The sequence below is a fragment of the Inhella sp. genome (assembly GCF_027532025.1).
Lineage (GTDB): Bacteria > Pseudomonadota > Gammaproteobacteria > Burkholderiales > Burkholderiaceae_C > Inhella.
In genome coordinates this window covers 43,363-70,140 of record NZ_JAPZSY010000006.1, presented here as the reverse complement: position 1 = coordinate 70,140, position 26,778 = coordinate 43,363, and the positions used below count along the sequence as shown (strand labels likewise).

General features: G+C 70.5%; 21 protein-coding genes. 8 read left to right on the top strand and 13 right to left on the bottom strand.

The features are described from left to right. Positions 1-972: 972 nt before the first annotated feature. The 3 genes from O9335_RS01890 to O9335_RS01880 all read left to right on the top strand — a co-directional run bounded on the left by O9335_RS01890 (position 973) and on the right by O9335_RS01880 (position 5,992). Complete coding sequence (locus O9335_RS01890) at positions 973-3,675, top strand: TonB-dependent receptor (RefSeq protein ID WP_298382708.1); 2,703 nt, start codon at positions 973-975, stop codon at positions 3,673-3,675. Between the two features lie 329 nt (positions 3,676-4,004). Then, positions 4,005-4,976 carry a glycosyl hydrolase gene (locus O9335_RS01885; protein WP_298382705.1) on the top strand — a complete coding sequence of 324 codons (972 nt, stop codon included), beginning with the start codon at positions 4,005-4,007 and terminating at the stop codon, positions 4,974-4,976. Continuing rightward, positions 4,976-5,992: a cupin-like domain-containing protein gene (locus O9335_RS01880; RefSeq protein ID WP_298382703.1), complete on the top strand. Its 1,017-nt coding sequence runs from the start codon at positions 4,976-4,978 to the stop codon at positions 5,990-5,992. Before O9335_RS01885 ends, O9335_RS01880 begins: the two co-directional genes overlap by 1 nt. A 136-nt stretch (positions 5,993-6,128) precedes the next feature. On the opposite strand, the gene O9335_RS01875 is transcribed toward O9335_RS01880, so the two are convergent. From O9335_RS01875 to O9335_RS01840, 8 genes are all read right to left on the bottom strand, one after another. Further along, positions 6,129-7,901, bottom strand: coding sequence for a methyl-accepting chemotaxis protein (locus tag O9335_RS01875; RefSeq protein WP_298382700.1), 1,773 nt, complete (start codon positions 7,899-7,901; stop codon positions 6,129-6,131). 124 nt (positions 7,902-8,025) lie between these two features. Beyond that, positions 8,026-8,886, bottom strand: coding sequence for a glycoside hydrolase family 16 protein (locus O9335_RS01870; protein WP_298382698.1), 861 nt, complete (start codon positions 8,884-8,886; stop codon positions 8,026-8,028). Next, the gene (locus tag O9335_RS01865) at positions 8,883-10,208 is read right to left on the bottom strand and encodes an MFS transporter (RefSeq protein WP_298382695.1); all 1,326 of its coding nucleotides are present in this window, start codon (positions 10,206-10,208) and stop codon (positions 8,883-8,885) included. Before O9335_RS01865 ends, O9335_RS01870 begins: the two co-directional genes overlap by 4 nt. Positions 10,209-10,388: 180 nt before the next feature. Next, complete coding sequence (gene nagZ, locus O9335_RS01860; RefSeq protein WP_298382692.1) at positions 10,389-11,864, bottom strand: beta-N-acetylhexosaminidase; 1,476 nt, start codon at positions 11,862-11,864, stop codon at positions 10,389-10,391. Positions 11,865-11,956: 92 nt separating this feature from the next. After that, entirely contained in the window at positions 11,957-12,979 is a 1,023-nt protein-coding gene (locus tag O9335_RS01855; RefSeq protein WP_298382711.1) for an SIS domain-containing protein, read from the bottom strand. Positions 12,980-12,992: 13 nt separating this feature from the next. Beyond that, positions 12,993-14,126 (bottom strand): N-acetylglucosamine-6-phosphate deacetylase, encoded by a 1,134-nt coding sequence (nagA, locus tag O9335_RS01850; protein ID WP_298382690.1) that lies wholly within the window; start codon positions 14,124-14,126, stop codon positions 12,993-12,995. Next, a complete protein-coding gene (locus O9335_RS01845; RefSeq protein WP_298382688.1) occupies positions 14,119-14,856 on the bottom strand; it encodes a GntR family transcriptional regulator in 738 nt (245 codons plus the stop codon). Before O9335_RS01845 ends, nagA begins: the two co-directional genes overlap by 8 nt. Further along, positions 14,853-15,788, bottom strand: coding sequence for a BadF/BadG/BcrA/BcrD ATPase family protein (locus O9335_RS01840; RefSeq protein ID WP_298382685.1), 936 nt, complete (start codon positions 15,786-15,788; stop codon positions 14,853-14,855). The genes O9335_RS01845 and O9335_RS01840 overlap by 4 nt, the downstream gene beginning before the upstream one ends. Before the next feature lie 172 nt (positions 15,789-15,960). Here O9335_RS01840 and O9335_RS01835 point away from each other — a divergent pair, with 172 nt between their 5' ends. Continuing rightward, positions 15,961-17,016: a hypothetical protein gene (locus O9335_RS01835; protein WP_298382682.1), complete on the top strand. Its 1,056-nt coding sequence runs from the start codon at positions 15,961-15,963 to the stop codon at positions 17,014-17,016. Between the two features lie 56 nt (positions 17,017-17,072). Here the strand turns inward: O9335_RS01835 and gstA are convergent, their stop codons facing one another. Continuing rightward, positions 17,073-17,681 (bottom strand): glutathione transferase GstA, encoded by a 609-nt coding sequence (gene gstA, locus O9335_RS01830; RefSeq protein ID WP_298382679.1) that lies wholly within the window; start codon positions 17,679-17,681, stop codon positions 17,073-17,075. Further along, positions 17,678-19,981, bottom strand: coding sequence for an EAL domain-containing protein (locus tag O9335_RS01825; protein ID WP_298382676.1), 2,304 nt, complete (start codon positions 19,979-19,981; stop codon positions 17,678-17,680). Before O9335_RS01825 ends, gstA begins: the two co-directional genes overlap by 4 nt. 237 nt (positions 19,982-20,218) lie before the next feature. Here O9335_RS01825 and O9335_RS01820 point away from each other — a divergent pair, with 237 nt between their 5' ends. The 4 genes from O9335_RS01820 to O9335_RS01805 all read left to right on the top strand — a co-directional run bounded on the left by O9335_RS01820 (position 20,219) and on the right by O9335_RS01805 (position 24,309). Next, positions 20,219-21,748, top strand: coding sequence for an alpha/beta fold hydrolase (locus O9335_RS01820; RefSeq protein WP_298382673.1), 1,530 nt, complete (start codon positions 20,219-20,221; stop codon positions 21,746-21,748). Then, positions 21,745-22,539, top strand: a complete 795-nt coding sequence (locus tag O9335_RS01815) for an ATP-binding cassette domain-containing protein (protein WP_298382670.1) — start codon at positions 21,745-21,747, stop codon at positions 22,537-22,539. The genes O9335_RS01820 and O9335_RS01815 overlap by 4 nt, the downstream gene beginning before the upstream one ends. After that, positions 22,536-23,762, top strand: a complete 1,227-nt coding sequence (locus O9335_RS01810) for an ABC transporter permease (protein ID WP_298382667.1) — start codon at positions 22,536-22,538, stop codon at positions 23,760-23,762. The genes O9335_RS01815 and O9335_RS01810 overlap by 4 nt, the downstream gene beginning before the upstream one ends. 61 nt (positions 23,763-23,823) lie before the next feature. Beyond that, complete coding sequence (locus tag O9335_RS01805) at positions 23,824-24,309, top strand: hypothetical protein (RefSeq protein WP_298382665.1); 486 nt, start codon at positions 23,824-23,826, stop codon at positions 24,307-24,309. Between the two features lie 30 nt (positions 24,310-24,339). Here O9335_RS01805 and O9335_RS01800 read toward each other — a convergent pair whose 3' ends face one another. The 3 genes from O9335_RS01800 to O9335_RS01790 are packed head-to-tail and all read right to left on the bottom strand — an operon-like array spanning position 24,340 to position 26,740. Next, complete coding sequence (locus O9335_RS01800; RefSeq protein WP_298382663.1) at positions 24,340-25,185, bottom strand: ABC transporter substrate-binding protein; 846 nt, start codon at positions 25,183-25,185, stop codon at positions 24,340-24,342. Beyond that, entirely contained in the window at positions 25,182-26,435 is a 1,254-nt protein-coding gene (locus O9335_RS01795) for a DEAD/DEAH box helicase (RefSeq protein WP_298382661.1), read from the bottom strand. Before O9335_RS01795 ends, O9335_RS01800 begins: the two co-directional genes overlap by 4 nt. Beyond that, positions 26,432-26,740 (bottom strand): VOC family protein, encoded by a 309-nt coding sequence (locus O9335_RS01790; RefSeq protein WP_298382658.1) that lies wholly within the window; start codon positions 26,738-26,740, stop codon positions 26,432-26,434. Before O9335_RS01790 ends, O9335_RS01795 begins: the two co-directional genes overlap by 4 nt. Positions 26,741-26,778: the final 38 nt, after the last annotated feature.

Here is a 26,778-nt window from a genome sequence, read left to right as displayed (position 1 = left end):
CTGGCCTGGCCGTGTATGCCGCCGCCCTGACTCGGCCGACGCTCGGATCGCCTCAGGGCTCGGCAACTTGATCACCGCCCAATCCCCCGCCACTTCAACACCGCCTGTTCGGGTGGAAATGGATTTTGCAAGTCCGACTAGGTAAGCGATTTTCATGGCCGGGGATATTAGGTTCAAAGGCAAGCGCTGTCGACCTGTGACGATCGTGCGGCTGCCCGAGGTGTTTGGGCTTGGCGACTGTGATGTCGCGCAATACTGCTTCGGCGGGCATCTCAGCGCTCATGATGCTCGATGGAGCCGTCAGGCACGTAGGCCTCAACGTTAGCCTGCGTGAGGACGTGATCGGTGGCTTCGGGTTGATTGCCGGCCCACACGAATGACCGCTCACCGGCATCCGACTCCGCGTCCAAACGGCGGTCAGACTGCTCGGGGTTGACCGACAGCTCCCGCTGCGTAGCCACGGGCTAGGTTGCCACAGGGGTGCAGGCTGGGTCAGCTGAGCGCTGGCTGTTCAAGGCATTGACATCGTGCCAGTGCGACCATCTGACAAGTCGTTCAAGACATGGACCGCAAGATCAAGACTTTGTTGTCAGCTCCCTCCAGGCGGCGCTGCGCCGCCCCTTCTACCCGCTGAAGCCTTCAGAACCCCTCTGAGCCCGCTCGATCCGGTCGTGGTACAGCGCCAAAAGAGATACCAATCAAATACCAATGAGGACGGTCTGTAGCAGGTCGTACACAGGCCCATTGGGCTTTTGCGCAGTCTTCATAGGAGAAACCCCCCGATCACCGGGTAAACACGGTGTTTCAAGTGGTATGCAAGTGGGTTGTTGCGGGTCTATAGTGGCCTCTCATTGGTTGGGGCGATGGCCGCCCGAAGCGCCATCGACCCAGCCTTGCTGACGGTGCATGGGCCGTGCCCCTGCCACCGGCTCGTCGCCGCCCCCCCCTTCCTTGCCCACCGAGGACGCCCTGATGAAAACCACCCTGACCCCCGTATCCAGTGCCGTTGGCGCCCTGCTGTTCGGCATGGCCCTGAGCGCTCACGCCCAAACCGCACCCGCCCGGCCGGCCGAGGCCCAAAAGCTGGAGACGGTCGTCGTCACCGGCATCCGCGCCTCGCTCGAACAGTCGATCAACCAGAAGAAGCGCAGCGACGCCCTGGTGGAAGTGATCACGGCCGAAGACATCGGCAAGATGCCCGACAAGAACGTGGCCGACAGCCTGCAGCGCGTGCCCGGCGTCACCATCAGCTCGGCCGGCGCCGGCGAAGGCGGCTTTGACGAGAACGACCGCGTGAGCCTGCGGGGCACCAACCCCAGCCTGACGCAGACCATGATCAACGGCCACATGATCGGCAGCGGCGACTGGTTCGTGCTGAACCAGGTCGGCACCGTGGGCCGCTCGGTCAGCTACTCCTTGCTGCCTTCTGAACTGGTCAGCAAGGTCGTGGTGCGCAAGAGCTCGCAGGCCGACTTGGTCGAAGGCGGCGTGGCCGGCACCGTGGACATCATCACCCGCAAGCCGCTGGAGTTCACCAAGGCCCTGACGCTGGAGGCCTCGCTGGGCGCCGTGTATTCCGACCTGCCGAAGAAGACCGACCCGCAGCTGAGCGCCCTGGTGAATTGGCGCGACGCCAGCAAGACCTTCGGCGTGATGGCGCAGTTCTTCTCGCAAGAGCGCCACCTGCGCCGCGACGGCATCGAAACCCTGGGCTACAGCAAGATCGCCCCGGGCAGCGCCATCGCCCTGAGCAACCCCGACCTGTCGGGCGTGGCCTACCCCAACGCCATCGGCTCGGCCCTGTTCGAGCAAGAGCGCAAGCGCACCGGCGGCCTGATCACCGTCCAGTTCAAGCCCACCCACGAGCTGAGCTTCGACCTGACCGGCTTCAAGTCGGAGATGGAAGCCAGCAACTACAACCGCAACTACCTGGTGTGGACCAGCCGCATCCTGAACGGTGGCGCCGGCCAGGCCCCCGACGCCGGCTACGTGGTGCGCAACGGCACCCTGGTGCAGGCCAGCTTCACGCCCGTGGCCGGCCGCCAGTACGTCATCGTGGACCAGATCCTGCGTCCTGACGCCCGTTCGGAAACCGGCTTCCTGAACCTGCAAGGCGAGTGGAAGAGCGGCGACCTGACGATCAGCGGCAAGGCCGGCTCCAGCACCGGCAAGGGCGACACGCCCACGCAAGCCGTGTTCGAAGGCGACGTGCTCAACACCGGCGCCAGCTACCGCCTGAACGGCATCGGCAACGCGCCCGACTCGGCCCTGCGCGCCGGCAACGCCGCGGTGTTCACCGGCACCACGCTGGACTGGATCTTCGGCGCCAGCCCCGCCAGCACCAAGGACAAGGAAGACTGGGCCCAGCTCGACGGCGAGTACCAGCTCGACGGCGGCGTGGTCAGCTCCATCAAGTTCGGCGCCCGCAGCGCCAAGCACAGCCGCGACAGCCGCTTCGTGGCCCAAGGCCCGAAGTGGTCGGCCGACCCCTTCAACGCCGCCAACCTGCCGGCCTGGAACGGTCAGACCTACCCGAGCGACTTCGGCGGTGGCCTGGGCGGCAACTTCATCAAGAACCCCTGGCAGATCGACCCGGCCGTCTTGAAGGCCTGGGGCGACAAGTTCTCGAACCGCGACCCGCTGCAGCGCCAGTACTTCCCGGGCGAGTTCGAGATGGACGAGAAGACCACGGCCGCCTACGCCATGGCCAACCTGACCGGCAGCGGCTGGAGCGGCAACGCCGGCCTGCGCCTGGTGGAGACCAAGGTCAACGTGCTGACCAACGTCGCCATCGCCGGCTCGGTGTGCGCCCCGCTGGCGCCCTGCGCCGTGCCCGGTGCCATCACCACCTCGGCCTTCGGATCGTTCTACCGCAAGAACGTGGAGAACACCCACAAGGACGTGCTGCCCAGCGTGAACCTGAAGGTGGACCTGGCCAAGGACGTGATCGGCCGCTTCGCCATCACCAAGACCCTGGCCCGCCCCGACTACAGCGCCCTGGGCGGTGCGGTCAGCCTGGACGACACCAACCTGACCGGCAACGGCGGCAACCCCAACCTGAAGCCGATCCGCGCCACGAACCTGGACGCCGCCTTCGAGTACTACTTCGCCCCGCGCTCGCTGGTCTCGCTCGGCCTGTTCCACATCGACCTGAACAACTACGTCAGCTACGGCGTCAGCCAGGCCAGCTACTTCAACGAGCAGCAAAAGGCCTTCCGCACCTACAACATCTCCTCGCCGGTCAACAGCAAGGGCAAGGTGCAGGGCTTCGAGCTGGGCTACCAGCAAAACTTCGGCGGTGGCTTCGGCGCGCTGGCCAACTACACCTACGCCGACGGCGAGGAAAAGGGCGGCAAGCAGCTGGTGGGCAACAGCAAGAACACGTACAACGTGGCGGCCTACTTCGAGAACGACTGGTTGAACGCCCGCGTGGCCTACACCTACCGCTCGGCCTTCTTCAACGGCCTGGACCGCGCCTCGGCGCAGAACCAAGCCGCGGTGGGCACGGTCTCGGCCTCGTTCGGCGTCAAGATCAACGACAGCATGAGCCTGTCGCTGGACCTGTTGAACCTGAACCGCCCGGTCCTGAAGTACTACGCCGACAACGTCGACCAGCCCACCGCGTTCTACGTCAACGGCCGCCAGGCTTACCTGACGCTGCGCGCCAAGCTCTGATCGCTTCTAGGAGTCTGCGCGGCAGAAGCCCAGGCCGGCGTGGCCCCTGGTCCGGCGCAGGCTCGGAGCGACGCCGCCGTGGACTCGTGTCCACAAGAAGGAGCGACACCGCATGCGCCGGATCCAGGGGCCACCCTTCGGGCCGAGCCCTGGGGGCGACAAGCGTCGTTGCCGGCTCCTGACGTAGCCCGCCACGCGGCGTCGCCAGCGCCTAGCCTGTCGCCCCCGGGATCTCGGCGACGGCCTGGGTTTCTGCCGCGCAGACTCCTAGCGCTGCCATTGCACGACCAGGGGTGGCTTCGGCCACCCCTTTTGCCTTGAGTCCTCGCATGCACCGCCTCGCTTTCTGGCTGGCCCTCAGTCTCGGCGGCGTCGCCTCGCCCACCGGGGCGGCGCCGTCCGTTTTGTGGACCGGCCCGTACCAAGACGTCTCGCTCGCCCCCGTGCCCTTGGCCGCCCCGGCCTGGCTGCCCGCGCCCGCCCCAGGCCGGGTGCTGGTGTGGGCCTTTGCCACCGCCACCTGCGGGCAAGAGCGCTGGCGCGCCAACGACGATGCGGCCAGCACCGAGGCCTTCGCCCGCGCCGGCGTGGCCGAGATGCTGCGCCGGGGCCAGGACTACGTCGTCTCCACCGGCGGCGAGGCCGCCGGCTTCTTGTGCGACAACGACGCCGACTTCGCCGCCTTCGTCGCCCGCTACCAGTCGCCGCGCCTGAAGGGCATCGACTTCGACATCGAGCGCCAGCAAACCCCGGCGCAGATCGACGCGCTGGCCGCCCGCATGGCCTTCGCCCACCGCACCTGGCCCACGCTGCGCCTGAGCGTCACCCTGGCCACGCACGGCGCCAGCGACGGCAGCGGCCGCACCCTCAACGCCACGGGCGACACGGTGCTGGCCGCGCTGCAGCGCCACGGCGTGGCCGAGGCCGTCGTGGTCAACCTCATGGTCATGAACTACGGCCCCGCCGACCCGCGCTGGTGCGTGGTGAAGGCGGGCCGCTGCGACATGGGCGCCTCCGCCCTGCAGGCCGCGCGCAACCTGCACGAGCAGCGCGGCGTGCCCTACGCGCGCATCGCCCTCACCTTGATGCCCGGCGAGAACGACGTGGCTGGCAACGTCAGCACCCCCGACGACGCCCGCACGCTGATGGCCGGCGCCCGGGCGCTGGGCCTGGCCGGCGTGCATTTTTGGTCCGTGGACCGCGACCAGGCCTGCCCGGCCGGCGAACCCCGCGTCTCGCCCCGCTGCCACGCCCTGCCCGACGTGCCGGCGGGCGCCTTCTCGCGCCTGCTGAGCCACTGATGCAGCGCTTGGACGAGCGAGACGGCATGGGGCTCAGTCGCGCCGTCTTCGAGTCGGAACTGCTGCCCACCCACCGACCCTGCGTGCTGCGCGGCCTGGTCGGCCATTGGCCCGGCGTGGCCGTGGCCCAGCAAGGCGACATGGCCTTCCTGCGCTGGTTGGGCCAGCACGCCAGCGCCGCCGAAGTCGACGCCGTGATGATCCCGCCCGACCAGGGCCGGCGCATCGGGTACCGAGACGGGCACGGCCCAGGCTTCAACTTTCTGCGCAACCGCTTGCCCCTGGGCGATGTGCTCGCCCAACTGGCCCGCTACGCGGCCCACCCGCAGGCCCCCGCCGTGGCCGTGCAAAGCGCCTTGCTGTCCAGCTGCGCGCCGGCCCTGGCCCTCAGCCACGGCCTGGACCTCGTGGACGCCGAACGCGCTCCCGCCAGGCTGTGGCTGGGCAACGCCATCACCACCCCCGCCCACCTGGACGAATCGCACAACCTCGCCGCCGTGGTGGCAGGACGCCGGCGCTTTCGGCTCTACCCGCCCGACGCCGTGCGGCACCTGCGCGTGGGCCCCCTGGGCCAAGGCCCGGCAGGCACGCCCATCACCCTGGTGGACCCCGACGCCCCCGGCGCCGCCCATGTGCCTGGGCAGCGCGAAGCCCATGCCCTCGCCCTGGAGGGCGAATTGGCGCCGGGGGATGCGATCTACATCCCCGCACTCTGGTGGCACGAGGTGAGCTCCTTGGCCCCCGTCAACGCCATGATCAATCGCTGGTGGGTGGCGCCGGCCACCGCTGCCAGCGGCCTCGACGCCCTGCTGCACACCCTGTTGGCGCTGCACCAACGCCCCGCGGCCGAGCGCGCCGCCTGGCGCAGCCTGTTCGAACACTGGGTCTTTGGCGCCGCACCCGAGAGCTTCGCCCACCTGCCGCCGGGCCTGCGGGGCTTGCACGACGGGCTGACCGCCGACCAAGCCGCCGCGGTGCGGGCGCTGCTGCAGCGTGGCTTGACCTCACCGCCTTGAGCCCACACGCCCGGCCCCAGCGGCCGGGTGGTCGGCAGGTCAAGGGCTCAGGGGCGTTTCAAGCCGGAAACGGCCGCTGACCGCTGCGCTCCGCGTCAGCCCATCGGGAGCGTGCGCCACGCAGCCGATGCCAGGTTCAAAACGAGGTCCACTCGTCGTCGCCGTGGCTGGCCGCCGGCGCTGGGCTGGGGGCCGGCGCTGGCCGGGGTGCAGTCGGGGCCTTGGTCGGCCCCGCAGGGCGAGGCGAAGCGCTGGGACGGACCGCCGCCGGTTTGGCCTTGAAAGCGGGCGGCGACGCGCGCGGCCGGGCCGGCGCGGGCGCCGAGACCGACGAGGCGCTCGAACTGCCCTCGCTGCCCAGGCGGAACACCGCCACCGCCTGCGCCAAGGCACGGGCCTGGTGCTGCAGGCTCTCGGCCGCTGCGGCGCTTTCTTCCACCAGCGCGGCGTTTTGTTGGGTGACCTGGTCGAGTTGGTTCACCGCATCGCCAATCTGGCCGATGCCCTTGCTCTGCTCGGAACTGGCGGCGCTGATCTCTTCGATCAAGTCGGCCACGCGCTTGACCTGGCCCACGACCTCGCCCACGGTCTGACCCGCCTGGGCCACGAGGCCGTTGCCGGCCTCGACGCGATCGACGCTGCTGCCGATCAGGCTCTTGATCTCCTTGGCCGCTTCGGCGCTGCGCTGCGCCAGCGTGCGCACCTCGCCCGCCACCACGGCAAAGCCACGTCCTTGCTCGCCCGCCCGAGCCGCCTCGACGGCGGCGTTCAGCGCCAGGATGTTGGTCTGGAAGGCGATGCCGTCGATGGTGCCGATGATGTCGCTGATCTTGCGGCTGGCGGTGGTGATCTCGTCCATGGTGCCGACCAGCTGCGACATCACGCTGCCGGCCTCGCCGGCAACGCGGGCCGCACTGCCGGCCATTTGCGCCGCTTGGCGGGCGGTGTCGGTGTTGTGGCTGACGGTGGCGGTCAGCTGCTCCATCGAGGCCGCGGTCTGCTGCAGGTTGCTGGCCTGCTCTTCGGTGCGCTGGCTCAAGTCGGCGTTGCCCTGCGCGATCTGGCCCGAGGCCGTGGCCACGCTGTCGGCGTTGCCCCGCACGCCCCCCACGATGGTGACGAGCGATTCGTTCATGCGCCGCAGGGCGGCGAGCAACTCGCCGGTTTCGTCCTGCCGGTTGACCACGATGCTCTGCCGCAGGTCACCATCGGCCACAGACTCGGCCACGGCCACGGCGCGGCGGATGGGCACGACGATGGAGCGCGTGAGGCTCCAGGCGATGCCAATGCCCAGCGCCGCGGCCACGGCGGCGGCAACCAGCATCAACCAACCGGCCATCTTCGTGGTGCGGGTGGTCTCCTGCGCCGCCTCCAGCATGAGCCGCTTTTGGTAAGCGACCAGGCCGTCCAGGGCCTTGAGGTAGGCCTGCTCGGCGGCGTCGGTCACCTGCTTGAACTCGGTCTTGGCCTCTTCGGTGGCTTGCGCGCTGCCGGCCAAGCCCAAACGCACGACCTTGTCGATGCTGGCGTTGAAGGCCTCCCGGCGGGCCATGAGCTCGGCCAGCAGACGACGACCCTCGGCGCTGGTCAGCTTGGCTTCCAGCTCCTTCATGACGGCGCCATTGCGCTGGCGCACCTGCGCGATGTCGTTGACCGCCGCCTTCCGGTCGGCCTCGTCGCTGTAGAGCACGACGCTGCGCCCTTGCGTGGCCACGCGGCGGGCGTTGTCGCGCAACTCCACGACCAGGTCCAACTTGGGCAGGCGGTCGTTGACCACCAGCTGCAGGTCGTCGTCGGCCACACCCAGCTCGACGCGCCCCAGCAGGGCGATGACCAGGGAAAGGAGGATCAAGGCGCCAAAGCCGAGGCCCAGGCGCATTCCGATTTTGATGTTTCGAAAAGCGTTCATTCCCGATACCAAGCGTGAAAGGTGGGCGAGCATAGCCCCCGGGGGTTGCGCCACGTCGCGTGAAATGCGGCGGGTCTGTGCTGCATCAAGGCGGGGGCGCTGCGGGGCCGAGCCGCACCCTGGCTCAGAAGTCGCAGGTGGCGCGGTGCCCCCCTCCGGCCACCGCGTCATGCCGCGACACCCCCGCTTGCCGCAGGCGCTGCACCTCGGCCTGCACCTGCGCGGGCGCGAGCTGGCGGCCGGGGGCGTGCAGCACCCAGTCGACGTCCTGTTCGTAAACCCGCACGCCAGCCGATGGCGGCAGCAGCCCGCCTGGTGAGAACCACAGGTTGAAGCTGGGCGCCATCGGCACCACCGGCACGTTGCGGCCGCCATGGGTGGCGATGAGCCGGCCGTCCAGGTAGTGCCGCGTGCTGACGGCATCCACGTGGATGACCAGGGTGTGCCAGCCGTCCAGCGCGCCCACCACCTCGGTGGCCTGGTTGCGGGCGTCCCAAGGCTCCAGGCGCACGGTTTGCCAACTCACGGCGTACAGGCGCGGCTGCGGGCTGCCCCAGCCGCCGTTGGGCAGGTGCTCGAAGTCGACCTCGCTGAACGTGGGGTCGTAGTCGTGCGCCAGGGGGCTGACTTGGTAGAAGGTTTGCACCACGGGGTCGCCGTCCACCCCGGCCACGGGCTGGGCGCTGAAACGAACGCGGGCCGCCACCGTGCCATGCAGCGCCCGGCGCTGGTGGCAGGCCTGGGCCTGCACGGTGCCCTCGGGCGTGCCGTCGGTTTGGGCCCGCAAGCGCAGCAGCCGGTTGCCCGGGCGCGCGGGGTCGTCGACCAGGGCGATGGCCTCGGGCGCCCAACGTGCGCCGGGCACCCCTGGGTGGCCGGGAGCCTGCCGCAGCACCCAGCCCTGGGCCTGCAGCGCGGCGGTGTCGGGCTGGCTGAAGTCGTCGAAGAACAGGCCGGCCGCGATGGCGATCGCCGCCGCGCTCATTTCACGGCGCTGGGGTTGGCGGCCTCTTCACCGAGGAAGCGCGTGCTGGGCGCGCCCGCGTCGTCGTCCTCGGCTTTGGGCCAACGCAGGAAGAAGAGCATCAGCAGCGCGGGCACGCCGCAGGCGATGGTCCAGAGGAAGAACCGCTGGTAGCCCATGGCCAGCTGGATGTCGCCGCTGACGGTCTTGCTGATGACGAAGCCCAGCTGCATGACCCCCGTGCCCAGCGCGTAGTGCGCGGTTTGGAAGCGGCCCGGGGCCACCACCTGCATGATGAACAGGATCATGCCGACGAAGCCGAAGCCGTAGCCCGCCATCTCCACGCCGATGGCCCAGCCGATGGTCCACAAGTCGGTGGGCCGGAGCACGCTCAAGGCCCAGAACACCACGTTGGGCACGGCCATGGCCAGGATGAGCACGGGCAGCGCGCGGCGCAGGCCCAGCCAGGCGGTGAAGGTGCCGCCCAAGATGCTGCCCACCAAAAAGGCCGCCGTGCCGGCGGTGCCGTAGATGCCGCCGACTTGCTCGGTGCTCAGGCCCAGGCCGCCGGCCTCGCGGGCCTCTTTGAGGAACAGCGGGCCGATGGTCTGCACCTGCCCTTCGGCCAGGCGGAACAGCACGATGAAGACGATGGCGATCCAGATGCCGGGCTTCTGCAGAAAGTCGGCGATCACCTCGCGCAGGGTGCGCGCCACGGCGGCGGCGTTGAGGTCGCCCGCACCGGCGTTCAGCGTGCCGGGCAGGGCGCGCGCGTTGTAGGTGGCCAGCGCGCCCAGCACCACAGCCAGCAGCACGAAGATGAGCGACCAGGCGTTGAACACGCCGATGCGCGTTTCCAGGTGGCCGGCCAGCACCAGCAGCCCGCCCAGCGTGAGGAACTTGCTGGCGTTGAAAAAGGCGCCCTGCCAGCCGGCGTAGGCCGCCTGCTGCCGGTCGCTCAAGCTCGCCATGTACAGGCCGTCGGCCGCGATGTCGTGCGTGGCCGAGGCGTAGGCCAGCACGAAGAGCAGCGCGATCGTCAGCCCGAACCACACCGGCAACTGCAGTGCCAAGGCGATCAGGCCCAGGCCGATGGCGCCCGTGAACTGCATGGCCACGATGACCAGTTTCTTGCTGCGCAGCAGCTCCAGGAAGGGGCTCCACAGCGGCTTGAAGACCCAGGCCAGGCCCAGAACGCCCGTCCAGCGGGCGATGGCGTCGTTGCCCACGCCCATGCTCTTGAACATCAGGCCCGCGATGAGCATGACGACGAAGAACTGCAGGCCCTGCGCGAAGTACAGCGTGGGCACCCAGCGCAGGGGGGAGGTGGGGGCAGGGGTCATGGGTGGGCTGCTTGGTTTCAGGGTCCACCCCAGCCTTCGCTCGGGCTGAGGGCTCGAAGCCTTCGCTCTCGCATGGCGGGCCTTCGATACCTCAGGCCGAACGGTGGGGGTGTGGTTCGAACGAGGAGGGGGTGGACCGATCGGAAAAAGGCGTGAAAGGGTGAAGTCAGGTGAGTGGGTTCAAACCAAGGTGGCCAGCGCATGCCCCGGCGCGCGCTCGCGCCCTTCCAGCCAGGCCTGGGCGGCGCGCAGCGCGCCTTGGGCGTAGCCCCAGGTGACGAGCGCCGGGCCGGGCACGTCCAGGGCCTGGAAGGGGTTCCACAGCGCCAGGTGCAGGTCGGGGCGCCAGTCGAGCACGCCCTCGTAGCGGTGGCGGCGGGTGGAGACGAGCACGTTGATGCGGCCGTCCTGCGGCACCTGCGCCCAGCGCAGGGTGTCGATGTCGTCCAGCACCAGGCGCTTGACGTCGCGGAAGCCGTCGAACAGCGCCAGCGCCTGCAGCGCGGTGGGGCCGGCCTCGCTGACCATGTCGGTCGGCACGTCGGCCTGCACGATGACGCGCAGCGGGGTGTCGCGGCCCGGGGCGCGCGCGCCGCGCAGCGCCAGCAGGCCTTGGGCCCAGGCGCGGTGCATCAGCGCGTCGTCGGCCTCGCGCTGCGCCGCCGGGTAGTCGCCCTGAGCGCTGGGGTAGGCCTGCGCCAAGCGGTCCAAGCGGGCTTGGGCGCGCTCGCCTTGGGCGCGGCTCAGACGCCCGCGGGCAAAGGCCTCGCGCAGCGCGTCCACGGCCTGCTGCTGCTCGGCCAGGCTGCCCTGCGCCAGCACCAGGTCGGCGCCGGCTTCCAGGGCCATGACGGGCGCGCGGGTGTAGCCGTAGCGCTCGGCGATGGCCTTCATCATCAGCGCGTCGGTGATCACCACCCCGTCGTAGCCCCACTCGTCGCGCAGGATGCCTTTGAGCACCTTGGGGCTGAGCGTGGCCGGGTGCTCGGGGTCGATCTGTGGGTAGACGATGTGCGCCGTCATCACCGCCGGCGCGCTGGCGCACAGGGCCTTGAAGGGACGCAGCTCCAGCGCGTCGAGTTCGGCGCGCGACTTGTCCACGGTGGGCAGGGCCAGGTGCGAGTCGACGTGCGTGTCGCCGTGGCCGGGGAAGTGCTTGACGCAGCAGGCCACGCCCTCGCGCAGCGAGCCGCGCATCCAGGCGCCGGCCAGGCGGGCCACGGTGTCGGGGTCGTCGGAGAAGGCGCGCTCGGCGATGACCGGGTTGGCCGGGTTGTTGTTCACGTCCACCACGGGCGCGAAGTTCCAGTTCACGCCCAAGCTCTTGAGCCCGCGCGCCACGGCCGCGCCCACGCCTTCGGCCAGGGACTCGTCGCCCGAAGCGCCCAGGGCCATGGCCGAGGGCGCCTGCGGCAAGAAGGTGGAGCGCACGACCGAGCCGCCTTCTTGGTCCAGCCCGATCAGGGCCGTGGGGCCCATGAGCGCGCGCAGGTCTTGGATCAGTGCGCGCACCTCGGCCTCTTGCCCCAAGTTCTTGCGGAACAGGCACACGGCGCGGATGCGCTCGCGTCGCAGGAACTCGGCGGTGGCGGGCTCCAGCGTCTTGCCGGGGATGTCCACCATCAAGAGCGGACCGGGATCAAAGCTGTTATTCATGGTGCGGGACCCCACGCCGCACGGCCGCCCGAAGGCGTGGGCGGCCCCCTCGGGGGGTGGCGACCGTTAGGGAGACTGGGGGCATTTCCATTTCAGTGGGTCTTCGTGACCTTCGCCAAGTGGCGGGGTTGATCGGGGTTCAGGCCACGTGCTTGCGCCAGCGCCTCGACCATCGGGTAGAAGCTCTGCACGGCAGCGATGGGGTCCAGCTCTTCATGCCCCGCGCCGACCAGCGGCAGCCAACCGGGCGTGCCGGCGGGCACGCTGCCTTCCGGGGCGGCCAGCAAGACCTTGGCGCCGCGGCCGCGCATCTCCTCGGCCAGGGCCAGCAGGCCGGCTTGCGCGGGACCGCGCGGCGCGAAGACCAGCAAGGGGTAGCCGTCGTCCACCAGGGCCATGGGCCCGTGCTTGACCTCGGCGCCCGAGAAGGCCTCGGCCTGGATGGCGCAGGTCTCTTTGAACTTCAGCGCGGCTTCCATGGCGATGGGCAGGCCCGTGCCACGGCCGATGACGAAGAGGCGGTCGGCGTGGCGCAGCGCGTCCACGGCGCTCGACCAGTCTTGGTGCGCGGCGCGTTCCAGCACGCCGGGCAGGTCTTGCAGGGCCACGCGCAGCGCGTCGTCCTCCTGCCAGCTGGCCACCACGCGGGCGCCGGCCACCAACTGGGCGATGTAGCTCTTGGTGGCGGCGACGCTGCGCTCTTCGCCGGCGTGCAGCGCGAACACGTGCTCGGCCGCCTGGGCCAGCGGCGAGCCGGCGGCGTTGACGAAGGCCACGGTGCGCGCGCCGCCCTCGCGGAAGGCCTTCGTGGGGGCCACGAGGTCAGGGCTTTGGCCCGACTGCGAGAAGGCGAAGGACACCAGGCCCTCGGTTCGGATGCGGCTGCCGTACAAGGTCACCAAGGACATGGGCAGCGAGGTCACCAAGCGGCCCAGGCGCGCCATCACGAGGTAGGCGAGGTAGTGCGCCGCGTGGTCCGACGAGCCGCGCGCCACGGTGAGCAGGCTGCTGGGGGGCGCCTCGCGCAGGCTGCGGCCCAGCGCGGCGTAGGCGGCGCCGTCTTGCGCCAGTTGCTGGGCCACGGCGGCGGGGGCGCTGCGCGCCTCGGTCAACATCAGTGACTGGAAGTCAGCCAAGTTCAATCTCTTCCCCTTCGGCCAACACGGCTTGGAGTTGCAGGTCGCGGTTCATCACCACGAGGTCGGCGTGTGCGCCCACCGCCAGGCGGCCGCGGTCGGGCAAGCCCAGGTAGTCGGCGGCGATGGTGGCCACGCGGCGCACGCCCTCCGTCAACGGCAGGCCCAGGTGCACGACGAGGTTGCGCAGCGCCTGGTCGAGCGTCAGCGCGCTGCCGGCCAAGGTGCCGTCGGCCAGGCGTACGGCGCCCAGGCACTTGAGCACGCGGTGGCGGCCCAGGCGGTACTCGCCGTCGGGCATGCCGGTGGCGCTGGTGGCGTCGGTCACGCAGTAGCAGTGGGGGATGGCGCGCAGGGCCACGCGCAGCGCACCGGGGTGCACGTGCAGCAGGTCGGGGATGAGCTCGGCGTGCTGCGCGTGGGCCAGCGCGGCGCCGGCCATGCCGGGCTCGCGGTGGTGCAGGCCGCTCATGGCGTTGAACAGGTGGGTGAAGCCGTGCGCGCCGCGCGCCAAGGCGGCCACGCCGTCGTCGTAGGTGCCGTTGCTGTGCCCGATCTGCACGCGAATGCCATCGGCCACCAGCGCCGGGATCAGCGCCAGGTGGTGCTCGATCTCGGGCGCCAGCGTGACGACGCGGATGGGCGCCACCGCGTGCAGGGCGCGCACGGTGGCCAGGTCGGCCACCTGCGCGAAGTCGGGCTGCGCGCCCAGGCGCTCGGGGTTGATGTAGGGGCCTTCGAGGTGCACGCCCAGCCAGCGCGCGCTGCCTGGGCGGCGCTGCGCGATCTGCTCGCCCAGCGGCGCGAAGGCGGCCTGGATCTCGGGCAGCGGCGCCGTCATCGTGGTGGCCAGTAGCGCGGTCGTGCCGTGGCGCACGTGGGTGCGGGCGATGTGCGCGGCGGCCTCGCCACCGTCCATCACGTCGTGCCCGCCGCCGCCGTGGCAGTGCAGGTCGACGAAGCCGGGCAGCAGCCAGGGCGTGGTGGGGGCCAGCGCTTCCGCGTCGGCCCAGCTCAGGGCTTGGCCTTCGAGGGCCGTGATGCGCCCGCCCGCCCACTGCACGCGGCCGTGCAGCACGCCGTCCGGCGTGACGATCAGGCCGGTGCGTTGCCCGTGGTCAATCACGCCGCATCTCCGCCACGAAGTCGTAGTAGTCGCTGCGGCAATAGCTGTGCGTCAGCTCCACGGCCTGGCCCGAGGCCAGGTAGCCCACGCGGGTGATGAAGAGCACGGCGGCACCGACGGGGATCTCCATCAGGCCGGCCAGCTTGGCGTCGGCGTTGAGCGCGCGGATGTGCTGCAGCGCGCGCACCGGCGCGTTGCCGCGCTGCGCGAGGTGGGCGTAAAGCGAGGCGTTGACGGCCTCGGGGTCGGGCAGGATGGAGGCCGGCAGCACGCTGACCTCGTAGGCCATGATGACGCTGTCGGCCAGGCGCAGGCGCTCCAGGCGCGCCACGCGCTCGTTGCCGTGCAGCTCCAGCGACAGCTGCTCGTCGGCCGCCGCGGGCGTGAAGCCGCGCTTGAGCCAGCGCGAGCCCGGCACGAAGCCTCGCTGGTGCAGCTCTTCCGAAAAGCCCGACAGGCGCGTGAGCGGTTGCTCCAGGCGCGGTGCGATGTAGTTGCCCGAGCCGCGCTTGCGCACGATCAGGCCCTGCTCCGTCAGGCGCTCGATGGCCTTGCGCGCGGTGACGCGCGACAGGCTCAGCGATTCGGCCAGCAGGCGCTCCGAAGGCAGGGCCTCGTCGGCCTGGTAGCGCCCGTCGTGGATGGCCTTGGCCAGGGCCTGCGCCAGCTGCAGGTAGAGGGGGGAGGCGGCGGCGGGGTCGGGCCGGAAGTCAAAAGGCAGGGTGCTCATGCGCGGGCTTCGTTCAGCAACAGGTGTTGGACCATCCGCAGCGCGCCATCCATGGCGTCGCCCTGCGGGGACACGCAGCGCGCGCGCAGCCGCGAAGGCAGCCTCGGCGCGAGCCGGTCGGCGATGCTGCCACTCATCGCCAGCGGCAGGGCTGCGCTCGGGTCCACCGCCAGGGCAAGGGCGGCCAGTTCGTCCGCCGCCTGGGCCAGCAGGGCGGCGGCGACGGGGTCGTCGGCCTCGTGTTCGAACACCAGCGGCGCCAGCGAAGCGAAGCGCTGCTGCTGCGCCGCCAGCGACCACGCCAACAGCGCCTCAGGCGCGTCACCGGCCAACGCCCACACGGCGCGGGCCAAGGCCCCCGGGCGGTCGCGGCCGTCGCGCGCCCGCTGCGCATGGCGCATGGCGGCCTTGCCCAGCCAAGCGCCGCTGCCTTCGTCGCCATTGAGCCACCCCCAGCCGCCCACGCAGCGCCAGCCGCCATCGGCGTCCAGGGCCTCGGCCACCGAGCCGGTGCCAGCGACCACCAAGGCCCCCGGCCGCGCGCCGTGCGCTCCGAGCACGCCGGCGCGGCCGTCGGTGTCCAAAGCGATGGCCAACTCCGCCGGGCGGGCGACCAAGAAGGCTTGCGCCAGCGGCGCCGACGCCGCACCGGACAAACCCAGGCCGAGGGCGCAATCGGCCCAATCGGGCGCGCGCTCCAGCCCGGCGTCGCGGGCGGCTTCGTGCAGGGCCTCGCCCACGTGCTGCCAAGCCTGGTGGGCGCCCTGGCCCAAGGCCGAAGGGCCTGCCCGGCCCTCGCCCAGGCGGCGTCCCTGGGCATCGCTCAAACGCAGGCGGGTGGTGGTGCCGCCGCCGTCCACGCCCACCCAAAAACGGACCCGTGCAGCCCCCGTGGGCGGGCGATGGTGATGGCGAACGGTCCAAGGCGGCATAATGGATACCACTCTAATACCAACAAGAAGCGTGGTCAATTGGTATTTGAGTGGAATGAAGTCGCAGGCCGTTGCAACCGCCCTGACAGTGTGCCCGCCCGTGCCACCCGCAGACCAGTCGGGTGGACCCGCTATCCTCAGGGCTTCAGCCCCGGTTGTTGTTCTTCGTCCCGTGAGCACGCACTTCCCCGCCAAGGCCGCCGCCATGACCCGCCTGTTGGAGCGCCTGACGCGCGCGGCCGCCCGGCACCCACGCTGGGTGCTGGCCTGGCTGACGCAGCAGGAGCAGCAGGGCCGCGCCCAGGGCAACCGGGCCGGCGCGTTGGACGCTCTGGTGCTGCGCTTTCACCTGCTGGAACACCGCGGCCGCGCCCTGGAGTTGCAGGGCGAGCTCCAACGCGCCGCGCTGGAAGCCGACCCGGCACAAATGCCGCTGCAAGCCGCCCGCGTGGCCGAAGCCCAGGGCCGACTGGCCTACCAACAGGGCCACTACCTGGACGCGACCGAGCATTGGTCGCGGGCGCTGGACTGGGCCGAAGCAGCGCACGACGCGCACCTGGGCATCTCGGCCCGCATCGGCCTGGGGCAGATCCACTACGCGATGGGCGCCTGGAGCACCGGCTTGCGCTGGCACCGCGACGCCTTGCAGCGCCTGGCGGGCCTGGACGACAGCTACCTGGCCGCCAAGGTCGCCATCAACCTGGGGGTGGGGCACCTCGAAAGCCAACAGCTCGAGGACGCCGAACGCCAGTTCGCCCACGGCCTGGCCGCGGCCCGGCGCGGCGGCCACCGCGAGTTCGAGGCCGAGGCGCATTGGCACCTGGCGCAAACGGCGCTGGCGCGCGGCCAAGTGCCGCTGGCCGTGGCCGACTGCCGACTGGCGCTCAACCTGGCCAGCCAGTTGCAACACCACTGGCTGGAAGCCGCCGCGAGCCGCACCTGGACGGAGATCGCGCTGGTGCGCGGCGACGAGGCGGCCGCCATCCGCAGCACCCGCCACGGCCTGGCCCTGGCCGAGCGCATCCAATCCAAGGCCGAGCAGCGCCGCGCCCACCTGCAGCTGGCCAAGCTGTTGGAACGCCAGGGGGACGCCCAGCAGGCGCTGCACCACCTGTGGCGGGTGGTGGAGCTGCAGGCCGACGTGGAACGCCAAGCCGGCGCCGGCGGCGCCACCGCCCTGACCCGCCTGCCCCGCGCGCTGGACGAGGGACCGGGGTACCGGTCCTAGCAGGCTGCGCGGCAGAAACGCAGGCTGTCGCGCAGACGCCTAGGCGCCCACCGCGATCACTTCAACAGGCCCTCGGCCTTGAGCGCCGCCTGCACGGCCGGACGGGCCGCGATGCGCGCGTGATAGGCGGCCAGGTTCGGCCAGTCGGCCAGGTTCAGGCCGACGTAGTGGCCCCAACCCAGCACGGTGAACAGGTAGGCATCGGCCACGCTGAAGCCGCTGTCCAACAAGAACTCGCGGCCCGCAAGGCGGGCGTCGGTCCAGCTCAGGCGCTTTTTCAGGGATTCGGCTGCCACGGCCTTGGCCGCTGCGTCGTAGGCTGGGTAGAACAAAGGCCCGAAGCCCTTGTGCAGTTCGCTGGTGATGAAGTTCAGCCACTCCTGCAAGCGCGCGCGGGCCAAAGTGCCGTTGGGCGGTGCGAGGTGTTGGTCCGGCACTTGGTCGGCGATCCACTGGACGATGGCCGGGCCTTCGGTGAGGCGCTCGCCGTCGTCGAGCTCCAGCACCGGCACGTAGCCCTTGTCGTTGATGGCGTGAAAGTCGCCGCCGTCGGCCGTTTTGTGGCTCTTGGTGCTGACGCGCACCGTCTCGAACGGCAGGCCCGACTCCAGCAGAACGATGTGGGGCGACAGGGAGCAAGCTGCAGGGGCGTAGTAAAGCTTCATGAGCGGGTCGTTTCAGGGGGTGTCGGGAGGGGGGGCTGCTGACGCAACCAGGTGGTGAGTTCGTCGGCGGTCAGTGGCTTGGCGAACAAATAGCCCTGGGCGCCTTCACAGCCGCAGGCGATCAGCAAGTCTCGCTGCGCTTCGGTCTCCACGCCCTCGGCCAGGGTGCTCAAGCCCAAGGCCTTGGCCATTTGCACGACGGCGCGCACGATGCCGGCCGCGCCCTCGCTTTCGGTGGCGTCGCGCACGAAGCTTTGGTCGATCTTCAGCTTGTTGACGCGCAGCCGCTTGAGGTAGCTAAGGCTGGAGTAGCCGGTGCCGAAGTCGTCGATGGACAGCCCGATGCCCATCGCCCCCAGGCGGTCGAGCGTGGCGATGACAGCGTCCTGCTCTTGCATCATGACCGACTCGGTGACCTCCAGCTCCAAGCACTCGGCGGGCAAGCCGGTGAGCGCCAGGGCTTCGGTCACCTGCTCGTCCAAACGGGAGCGGCGGAACTGCAGCACGCTGATGTTGACGGCCACCCGCAACAGCGGCAAGCCCATGCCCATCCAGGTGGACGCCTGGCGGCAGGACTCGAACAGGGCCCAGGCGCCCATTTCGACGATGAGCCCGCTGTCCTCGGCCACCGGGATGAATTGCGCGGGTGAAACGGGGCCCCACTCCGCCGAGTTCCAACGCATCAGCGTCTCCACGCCCACGACGCGGCCACTGGCCAAATCCACCTGCGGCTGGTAGCGCAGCGACAGCTCACCTCGCTCCAGCGCCTTGCTCAGGCGCGAGCGCAATTGCATCCGGGCCACGGCCTCGGCGTTCATGGCCGGGTCGTAGAAGCGGTAGCCCTGGCGGCCTGCCGCCTTGGCGCGGTACATGGCGGTGTCGGCCGCCTGCATCAGGGTGTTGAAGTCGGCCGCGTTGTCGGGGAACAGCGCGATGCCGACCGACAAGTGCAAGGGCAGGTCGTGGCCCTCGATGGCCACACTGCGCTGCGACAGGGCCATCACCTTTTCGGCCACGGTGGCCACCTCGTTCTGGTCCTGCACCTCGGGCAGCACGATGCAGAACTCGTCGCCCCCCTGGCGCGCCACGGTGTCGGCCTGACGCAGCAGGCCTTGCAATTCGTGCGCCAGGTGCTGCAGCAAGGCGTCGCCCGCTGCGTGGCCCAAGGTGTCGTTGACCTCTTTGAACTGGTCGAGGTCGATGAACAGCAGCGCCACCCGGTGGCGCTGGCGCGCAGCCATGGCCATGGCGCGCTCGGCGCGGTCGCGCAGCAGCTGCAGGTTGGGCAAGCCGGTCAGCGCGTCGTGCTGCGCTTGATGCTCCAGGGCGGCGCGGCTTTCGGCGACGGCGCGCTCGGCCTCCAAGAGACGGTCGCGGTCGCCGAGCTGTTGGGTCTGACGCAGCACGGCCAGCAGCAGGATGACCAAGCCCAGCACCACGAGCACGCCGCGCGGCGTGTCGCCCAGGCGGTCGGTCAGCACCAGCAAGCCCAAGGCCGCCGAGGCCAGGCCCACCATGGTGAGCGGCAACAGGCGCAGCGCGCCCTCGCACAGGCGGTCGTAAGCCGGGTCGCGGTTGATGTCGGTGCGCAAGCCCGCCGAGCCCAGGCCCAGCAGCAAGGCCGAGCCCGAAAACCACAGGCTCAAGAGCGACCCGTTCGCCACCGAGCCGCCCAGCAGGCCCACGTTCCAGGCCATCCATCCCGTGGCTTGGCCCACCAAACCCAGCCCGATGAGCGTGCCGGCCCAACTCGGGCGCTGGCGCTGGTGCAGCATGGCAATGACGGTGGTGACCGCCGCACTGACCATCACCACCGGGTAGGCGGCCGATGCAGCCACCAGCCAGGCCGAGCCGCTGGGCGCGCGCGGCAGGTACAGGGTGAGCGCAAACGCCAAGGCGGCCGTGGCGCCGCCCAGCACGTCCAAGCCCACACGGCGCCACACCGGCGGCTTGGCTGGGTCCTCCAACAACCCCAGGAAGCCCAGCAAGAAGCCCAGGCCCAGGGCCAGGAAGAAGAGGTCCGACGGCGCCACCGGCGGCCACCAGTCGAAGACCAGCTGAACGGCGTACGCCAGTTGCCCGAACATCAGCAGCAGCAAAGACACCGCAAAGGTGCGGCGCGCCCGGTTGTCCAGCGCCCAATCGGCCCGCCCGACGCCCAGCCAAGCCACCCAGGCGGCCGTGGCGTAGGCCACCGTCCAGTGCGCGTTGTCGGCCCACTCGGCCCAGGGGGCTTGGGGATCGGCGGCGGCCCAGGCCCACAGGGCCCAGGCCAAGGCGCCGCCCGTCAGGGTCAGCACCAGCGGCAGTCGTCGTGGCTCGTTGCGGCCCAATCCATCCCCTTGGCTGTTCGATCGACCGGCGCAGTGTAAGAAGGCGTCCGGATGCCGGCCACCCCGAAGTCGCAGGGGCGCCACTCGTGCGCTCAAGACAGCCGTCTGCCCGTCGGATGGGCCATTCGCCGACGCAGGGCGCCGCGCATCGCCACCGACCCGAATAATCCGCCCCACTTCGACGACCTTGGAGGGCCCCCGCCCATGAAACCTGCCCGTCTTTGCTTGCCTCAGCGCCTGGGCGTGCCAACCGCGATGCTGGTGGCCGTGCTGGCCAGCCTGGCCGCCGCCGATGCCGCCGCCGCGCCCACGCTCACGCTCAAGGGCTGCCGCCTGCCCGGCTACCCCACCGAGTTGCAATGCGGCACCTTGGCGCGCCCCTTGGACCCCGCCCGGCCACAGGGCCCGCAGATCCAGCTGCGCGTGGTGGTGGTGCCCGCGCTGGCGCGCAACAAGCTGCCCGACGCCGTCACCATCCTGGCCGGCGGCCCGGGCCAAGCGGCCGCGGAAATGGCCCCGCTGATCGCGCCTCGCTTCAGCCGCTTGAACCAACGGCGCGACCTGGTGTTCGTCGACCAACGCGGCACGGGCGAAAGCGCCCCGCTGGAGTGCAAAGAGGAAGAGGAGCCGTACCGCGGCCTGGAGGCCCTGCTCGACCTGGAGCAGCAGTACGCCTTGATCGACCGCTGCCGCGAGCGCCTGATGAAGCTGCCGCACGGCGACTTGCGCTTCTACACCACCACCCTCGCCATGCAGGACCTGGACGCCGTGCGCCAAGCCCTGGGCGTGCCGCACTGGAACCTGATCGGGGCCAGCTACGGCACGCGCGCCGGCCTGGAGTACCAGCGCCTGTTCCCTCAGGCGGTGCGCCGCAACGTGCTCGACGGCCTGGCCCCACCCGACATCGCGCTGCCCAAGAGCTTCAGCACCGACACCCAGGCCGCGCTGGACGCGCTGCTGGCCAGTTGCCAGGCCCAGCCCGGCTGCCAAGCCGCTTACCCCAAGCTGGCCGAGCAATGGCAGCAGGTGCTGGCCGGTTTGCCCCGGCGGGTGGAGCTGCGCCACCCCCTGACGGGCAAGGCCGCCACCGTGACGCTGGACCGCCAGCACGTGATCAGCGCGGTGCGGCCGCCGCTCTACATGCCGGCGCTGTCGGCCGCCGTCCCCGCGGCCATCGCTGCGGCGGCTCAGGGCGACTTCAACAGCCTGCTGGCGCTGTCCAACGGGCTGGGCGGGGGCCGACGGGGCGGCTTGGCCGCGGGCATGCACTTCTCGGTGGTCTGCGCCGAAGACCTGCCCCGCGTGGCCGACAACCGCGACGCCCCCGGCCGCGACTTCAGCGATTTCGACCGTCGCCGCTACGAGCGCATCTGCGCCAACTGGCCGCGCGGCACCGTGGACCCGGCCTTCTACACCGTGCCGCCCGCCACCGCGCCCGTGATGTTGACCAGCGGTGGCGCCGACCCCGTGACCCCGCCCCGCCACGGCGAGCGCGTGACCGCCGCGCTGGGCGCCCAAGCGCGACACGTGGTGGTGCCGGCCGCCGGCCATGGCGTGACCAACCTGCCTTGCATGCGCGACGTGGTGGCCCGCTTCATCGAAGCGAAGAGCGATGCCGAGGCCCTGGCCGTGAAGCTGGACTGCGCCGCCACCATGCCGCGGCCCCTGGCCTACGTGCCGCCCAACCCCGAGCTGCCGCCCGTCAAGAAGAACCAACCGGAGGGTTCGAAGTGATCCACATCGACCAAGTGGCCAAGCGCTTTGCCGTGCCGGCCCCCAAGACATCGAACTTGATGGGGTGGCTGAAGAAGCCCGCCCCGAACTGGGTGGAAGCCGTCAAGGGCGTCAGCCTGAAGGCCGACAACGGCTGCATCACCGGCCTGTTGGGCCCCAACGGCGCCGGCAAGACGACGACGCTGCGCATGCTGGCCGGCTTGTTCGCGCCCGACCAGGGCCGCATCCAGGTGGACGGCCTGGATGTGGTGACGCAGCCCCAGGCAGCGCTGGCGCGCATGGGCATCCTGGGTGACGCCCACGGCCTGTACCCGCGCCTCACGGCCCGCGAGAACATCGTGTACTTCGGGCGCCTGCAAGGCATGACGCGCGAGGCCGCGGAAGGGCGCGCCGAACACCTGGCGGACTTGCTCGACATGCGCAAGATCCTGGAGCGCCGTGCCGACGGCTTCAGCCAGGGCGAGCGCATGAAAACCGCCTTGGCCCGCGCCCTGGTGCACGACCCGGCCAACCTGGTGCTGGACGAACCCACCAACGGCCTCGACGTGCTGGCCACCCGCGCGCTGCGCGAGACCCTGCGCAGCCTAGCGCGCGACCAGGGCAAATGCATCGTGTTCTCGACGCACATCATGCAAGAGGTGGAGTACCTGTGCGACGAGGTGGTGGTCGTCAGCCAAGGCCGTTCGCTGGCCCACGGCAGCGTGCCCGAGCTGCTGGCCCAAACCGGCCGCGATCGTTTCGAGGACGCCTTCGTGGCCCTCGCCTTCCCCGACATCCAGGAGGCCGCATGAGCCGCACCCTCAACCAAGCGGTGACGCACCCCAACGCTGGTGTGCTGAACCACATCGTCATCGTCTTCATCAAGGAGCTGGTGGACGCCCTGCGCGACCGCCGCACCCTGATGCGCATGGTGCTGCCCGGCATCTTGGTCGGCCCGATCATGCTGTTCGCGCTGAGCGCACTGATCGCCCAGTTCGAAGCCCAGTTTGAGAAACGCGAGGTCCACGTCTACGGCGCCGCCCACGGCCCGACCTTGGTCAACTTCATCGAGCGGCAGAACTACACCCTCGTCAAGCTCGACGGCGCGGGCCCTGAAGAGGCCTACGAGAAAAAGCTGCGCAGCGGCACGTTGGGCTCGCCCGTCCTCGTCATCCCGGCCGACTTCGAGGCCGAGCTGGCGCGCGGCGATCAGCCCACGGTGGAGGTGGTGACCGACAGCGCCAACATGCGGGCCCAGGTGGGCTCAGGCGCCGTCGCGAACCTGGTGCGCAACTTCGGCAGCGAGCGCGCCCAGCTGCAGCTCCTGCTGCGCGGCGTGTCGCCCGAGGTGATGCAGCCGGTGCAAATGACCGAACGCGACCTCGCCAGCCCCGGTGCCCGCGCCACGCGCATCACCAGCATCGTGCCCTTCGTGCTCATCATGCCGGTGCTCTACGGCTGCTTGGCCGCCGCGCTGGACGCCACCAGCGGTGAGCGCGAGCGCGGCTCGCTGGAGCCCTTGCTGACCAACCCGACCAGCCACCACGCCATCACCCTGGGCAAATGGATGGCGGTGGCGCTCATGGGGGCAGCCGTGGCCGCCTTGTCGGCCTTCGGCTTCCTGCCCGGGCAGTGGCTCATCAAGAGCGATGCCCTGGCCGCGCAGTTCCGCTTCGGCTGGCAGGAGGCCAGCCTCTTTACCGCCCTGCTGGCGCCCCTGGCCATCGCCGCGGGCGGGCTGTTGATGGCCATGGCCATCCGCACCAAGACCTTCAAGGAGGCCCAGGCCAGCGCCAACCTGGTGCTCATGGTGTTCAGCCTGGTGCCACTGATCCCGATGCTGAACCCGGGCGCCGACGCCGCCTGGCACTACTGGGTTCCGGGCTTGGCCCAGTACCAGCAGATGATGTTGGTGCTCAAGGGCGAAGCGCTGGGTCTGGCGCGCGTGCTGCCCCCGCTGCTGGCTGCAGCGGCCATCGCGGGGGTCAGCGTCTGGTACGTGGCCCGCGAGATGCGAGCCGCCGCCAGCCGCTGAAAGGGGCATCGCTCGGCACCTACAGTTCGGGGGCCTCTTCGGAGGCCCCTTGTTCATGCGCATGGCCCAGCCCCCCCAAGCTCCACTGCCCGCCCACCTGCAAGCCGCCCTCGAGCAGAGCCGCCGGCTGGTGCGCAAGCGCGCGCTGATGGCCGCCGGGGTGGCGGTGGTGCCCTTGCCCGGCTTGGACTGGGCCACCGACGTGGCCGTTCTAATGCGCGTGCTGCCGCAAATCAGCCAGGCCTTCGGCCTGAGCCCCGAGCAGGTGGAGCGCCTGGCGCCCGACCGCCGCGTGGTCGTCTACAAGGCCATCTCCACGGGGGGCAGCCTGCTCATCGGACGGCTCGTGACGCGCGACTTGGTGATGAAGCTTCTGCAGGTGGTGGGCGTGCGGCTGACCACCCAGCAAGCCGCCAAGTTCGTGCCGCTGGCCGGGCAGGCGGTGTCGGCCCTGTTGACCTACACCGCTCTCAAGGCCGTGTGCGAGATGCACATCCAGCAATGCCTGGCCGTGGCGCAGCAACTGGCCCTGCCCGCCCCGGATTGAAGCGGCCGGCCCCGCCCTGATCCACCCCGCTCAGTCCGCCGGGCCCTTCGCGGCTTCGAGCAGCTGCTGCACCTCGCCCGCCTTGGTCATGCGCTCCAAGGCCTGCGCGAAGCGTTGGGCCACGCTGCCAGGCGCGGCCCGCACCCGCTGGTTGTCGGCCCCCTCGGGTTGGTCGGATCGGAAGTGGGGGTTGGGCTCCAAGCGCATGTGGGGCGAGGCCTTGGCAAAGGCCGCGTGGTAGCGGCTGTCGCCCCCGCAGCAACGCCGGTGCACCTTGAGCTGGCTGCGCCATTCGGGCCGCATGCGCAGCAGGTGATCGACCGACAACTGGCTGTAGACGTAAAAGTCGCCCCGCTCGCGCAACAGCATTTCCACACCCCGCTGCAGCGAGGCCGACACCACCTTTTCGATGGGAATGGCGGCGCGCTCGGCCTCCGTCAGGTCCTCCAGGTACTGCGGCTGACCGGGGTTGCGCAACAGCCGGCGGCCGGCCAACTGGCGCAGGTGGGTCACCTCGGGCAGGTCGGGGCGCGAAACGCCGACCAATCCCCCCGGCAAGCCGTTGGACATGAACAGCAGGTAGGTGTTGCGCTCGTCGTCGAAATCCATGCCGGGGTAGAAGTCCACCTCGCCGCGCTTGAGGGCCTCGATCATGCGCAGCTTGGGCAGGCGCTCGACGCGCAAGTCGCAGCCGATGCGTTTGGCCGCACGCGTGAAGAGTTCCAGGTACACGCCCGAGTCGTCGGGCGCCTCGGCCATCAAGGGCGGTCGGGCTTCGGGCCGGTAACCCATGGTGAGGGTGCAGGCCTGGGCCAAGCCCGCGCCCCAGAAGGCCCAGGCGACGAGCCCATGCCGCCATCGATGCCCAGGTCTCATGCGGTGCTCCCGTTGGGTGGATGCAGGCCGGCGGCCCGCAGTTTGTCCTTCTTGCTCGGGCGCCGGCCCTCGATGCCGCCGGTGGCCTGCATCTCCGAGGCCACGGCCCGGGGCTCGAAGCCGCGCACCTGCTCGCGCGGCACACGTTGTCCCTGGCGCTTTTCGATGAGGCGGAAGTGCGACTCGGCGTTGGTGGGGCTGTCGGCGCAAACGAAGCTGACCGCCGTGCCGGCATGCCCCATTCGGCCGGTGCGCCCGATGCGGTGCGTGTAATCGGCCGCCGAGCGGGGCAACTCATGGTTCACCACCGCGTCCAAGGCCGGGATGTGCAGACCGCGCGCCGCCACGTCGGTGGCCACCAGCACCCGCACCCGGCCTGACTGCAGGGCCGCCAGCACCTCGGCCCGGCCCCCTTGGCTGAGCTCGCCGTGCAAGGCCGCCGCCTGGATGCCATGAGCCCACAGCTTGTCGGACACGTGCTCAGCGGCATACCGCGTGGCCACGAAGACGATGACGCGCTGCCAGCCTTCGGTGGCCAGCAGGTGGCGCAGCAGCGGCGTGCGCTGCGCTGCATCCACCTGGATGCAGCGTTGCCGGATGTCGGGCGGCGCACTGGCCAAGGCGATGCGCAGTGGGTCGCGCAGCAGCCCCTCGGCCAAGCCCTGCAAGGCTGCGGGGAACGTGGCGCTGAACAGCCCCGTCTGCCGAGTTGCGGGCAGCAGGCCCTCGATGCGCCGCCACTCGGCCTCGAAGCCAGCCGCCAACAAGCGGTCGGCCTCGTCCAGCACCAGGGTGCGCACATGCGCCAGGGTGAGACCGTTGTGGTCGATCAGGTCGAGCAACCGACCCGGCGTGGCCACCATCAAGTCACAGCCGCCGCGCAGGGCCATGAGCTGCGGGTTGATGGAAACGCCGCCAAAGGCCAGGCCGATCTTGAGCCGCCGCGGCAACGCAGCGGCCAGGCCCCTCAGGGTTTCGGCGGTTTGCACCGCCAGCTCGCGCGTGGGGGCCAGCACCAAGCCACGGGGCCCCGCGGCCGCAGGAGCCTCAAGGGCCATGGCCAGCAGCGGCAAGGCAAAGGCCGCCGTCTTGCCCGAACCGGTTTCCGCCAGCGCCAGCACGTCGCGGCCCGCCAACCCCGGGGGGATGGCGGCGACCTGGATGGGCGTGGGCTCGATGAAGCCCGCCTCACGGGCCGCGTTGAGCACGGACGGCGGCAAGCCCAGTTCGGCAAACGACCGGGGCGTCATGCCAAGACCTGCCCGACCACGAGGCGATGCCCATCGGGCGTGACGATGGCGAACTCGCGCTGGCCCCAAGGTCGGTCGGCCAAGGGCAGCCAGATCTCGACGCCCTTCTCCAGGACCTCGCGGTACATCGCCTGGGCGTCGTCCACGTGCAGGTAGGCGAACCAGGAATGATCTTGCGCCTTCGACATCGGCACCGCGTCGGGGCAGTGGCCCAGGCGAAGCTGGCAAGCGCCGCGGCTCAAAAAGGCCCAACCCTCGACCTGAAAGTCCTCCTCGAAGCCCAGTTGGTCGACGTAGAAGCGCACCGAGCGCGCTAGGAGTCTGCGCGGCAGAAGCCCAGGCC

Excerpts from the sequence above, each read along its gene's own strand:
- O9335_RS01875 (WP_298382700.1), bottom strand. The coding sequence starts at position 7,901 with ATGAACGCTTTTCGAAACATCAAAATCGGAATGCGCCTGGGCCTCGGC.
- O9335_RS01805 (WP_298382665.1), top strand. The coding sequence starts at position 23,824 with ATGGCCCAGCCCCCCCAAGCTCCACTGCCCGCCCACCTGCAAGCCGCC.
- O9335_RS01845 (WP_298382688.1), bottom strand. The coding sequence starts at position 14,856 with ATGAGCACCCTGCCTTTTGACTTCCGGCCCGACCCCGCCGCCGCCTCC.
- O9335_RS01880 (WP_298382703.1), top strand. The coding sequence starts at position 4,976 with ATGCAGCGCTTGGACGAGCGAGACGGCATGGGGCTCAGTCGCGCCGTC.
- O9335_RS01885 (WP_298382705.1), top strand. The coding sequence starts at position 4,005 with ATGCACCGCCTCGCTTTCTGGCTGGCCCTCAGTCTCGGCGGCGTCGCC.
- O9335_RS01810 (WP_298382667.1), top strand. The coding sequence starts at position 22,536 with ATGAGCCGCACCCTCAACCAAGCGGTGACGCACCCCAACGCTGGTGTG.
- O9335_RS01870 (WP_298382698.1), bottom strand. The coding sequence starts at position 8,886 with ATGAGCGCGGCGGCGATCGCCATCGCGGCCGGCCTGTTCTTCGACGAC.
- gstA (WP_298382679.1), bottom strand. The coding sequence starts at position 17,681 with ATGAAGCTTTACTACGCCCCTGCAGCTTGCTCCCTGTCGCCCCACATC.
- O9335_RS01840 (WP_298382685.1), bottom strand. The coding sequence starts at position 15,788 with ATGCCGCCTTGGACCGTTCGCCATCACCATCGCCCGCCCACGGGGGCT.
- nagZ (WP_298382692.1), bottom strand. The coding sequence starts at position 11,864 with ATGAATAACAGCTTTGATCCCGGTCCGCTCTTGATGGTGGACATCCCC.
- O9335_RS01800 (WP_298382663.1), bottom strand. The coding sequence starts at position 25,185 with ATGAGACCTGGGCATCGATGGCGGCATGGGCTCGTCGCCTGGGCCTTC.
- O9335_RS01820 (WP_298382673.1), top strand. The coding sequence starts at position 20,219 with ATGAAACCTGCCCGTCTTTGCTTGCCTCAGCGCCTGGGCGTGCCAACC.
- O9335_RS01795 (WP_298382661.1), bottom strand. The coding sequence starts at position 26,435 with ATGACGCCCCGGTCGTTTGCCGAACTGGGCTTGCCGCCGTCCGTGCTC.
- O9335_RS01890 (WP_298382708.1), top strand. The coding sequence starts at position 973 with ATGAAAACCACCCTGACCCCCGTATCCAGTGCCGTTGGCGCCCTGCTG.
- O9335_RS01865 (WP_298382695.1), bottom strand. The coding sequence starts at position 10,208 with ATGACCCCTGCCCCCACCTCCCCCCTGCGCTGGGTGCCCACGCTGTAC.
- O9335_RS01855 (WP_298382711.1), bottom strand. The coding sequence starts at position 12,979 with ATGTTGACCGAGGCGCGCAGCGCCCCCGCCGCCGTGGCCCAGCAACTG.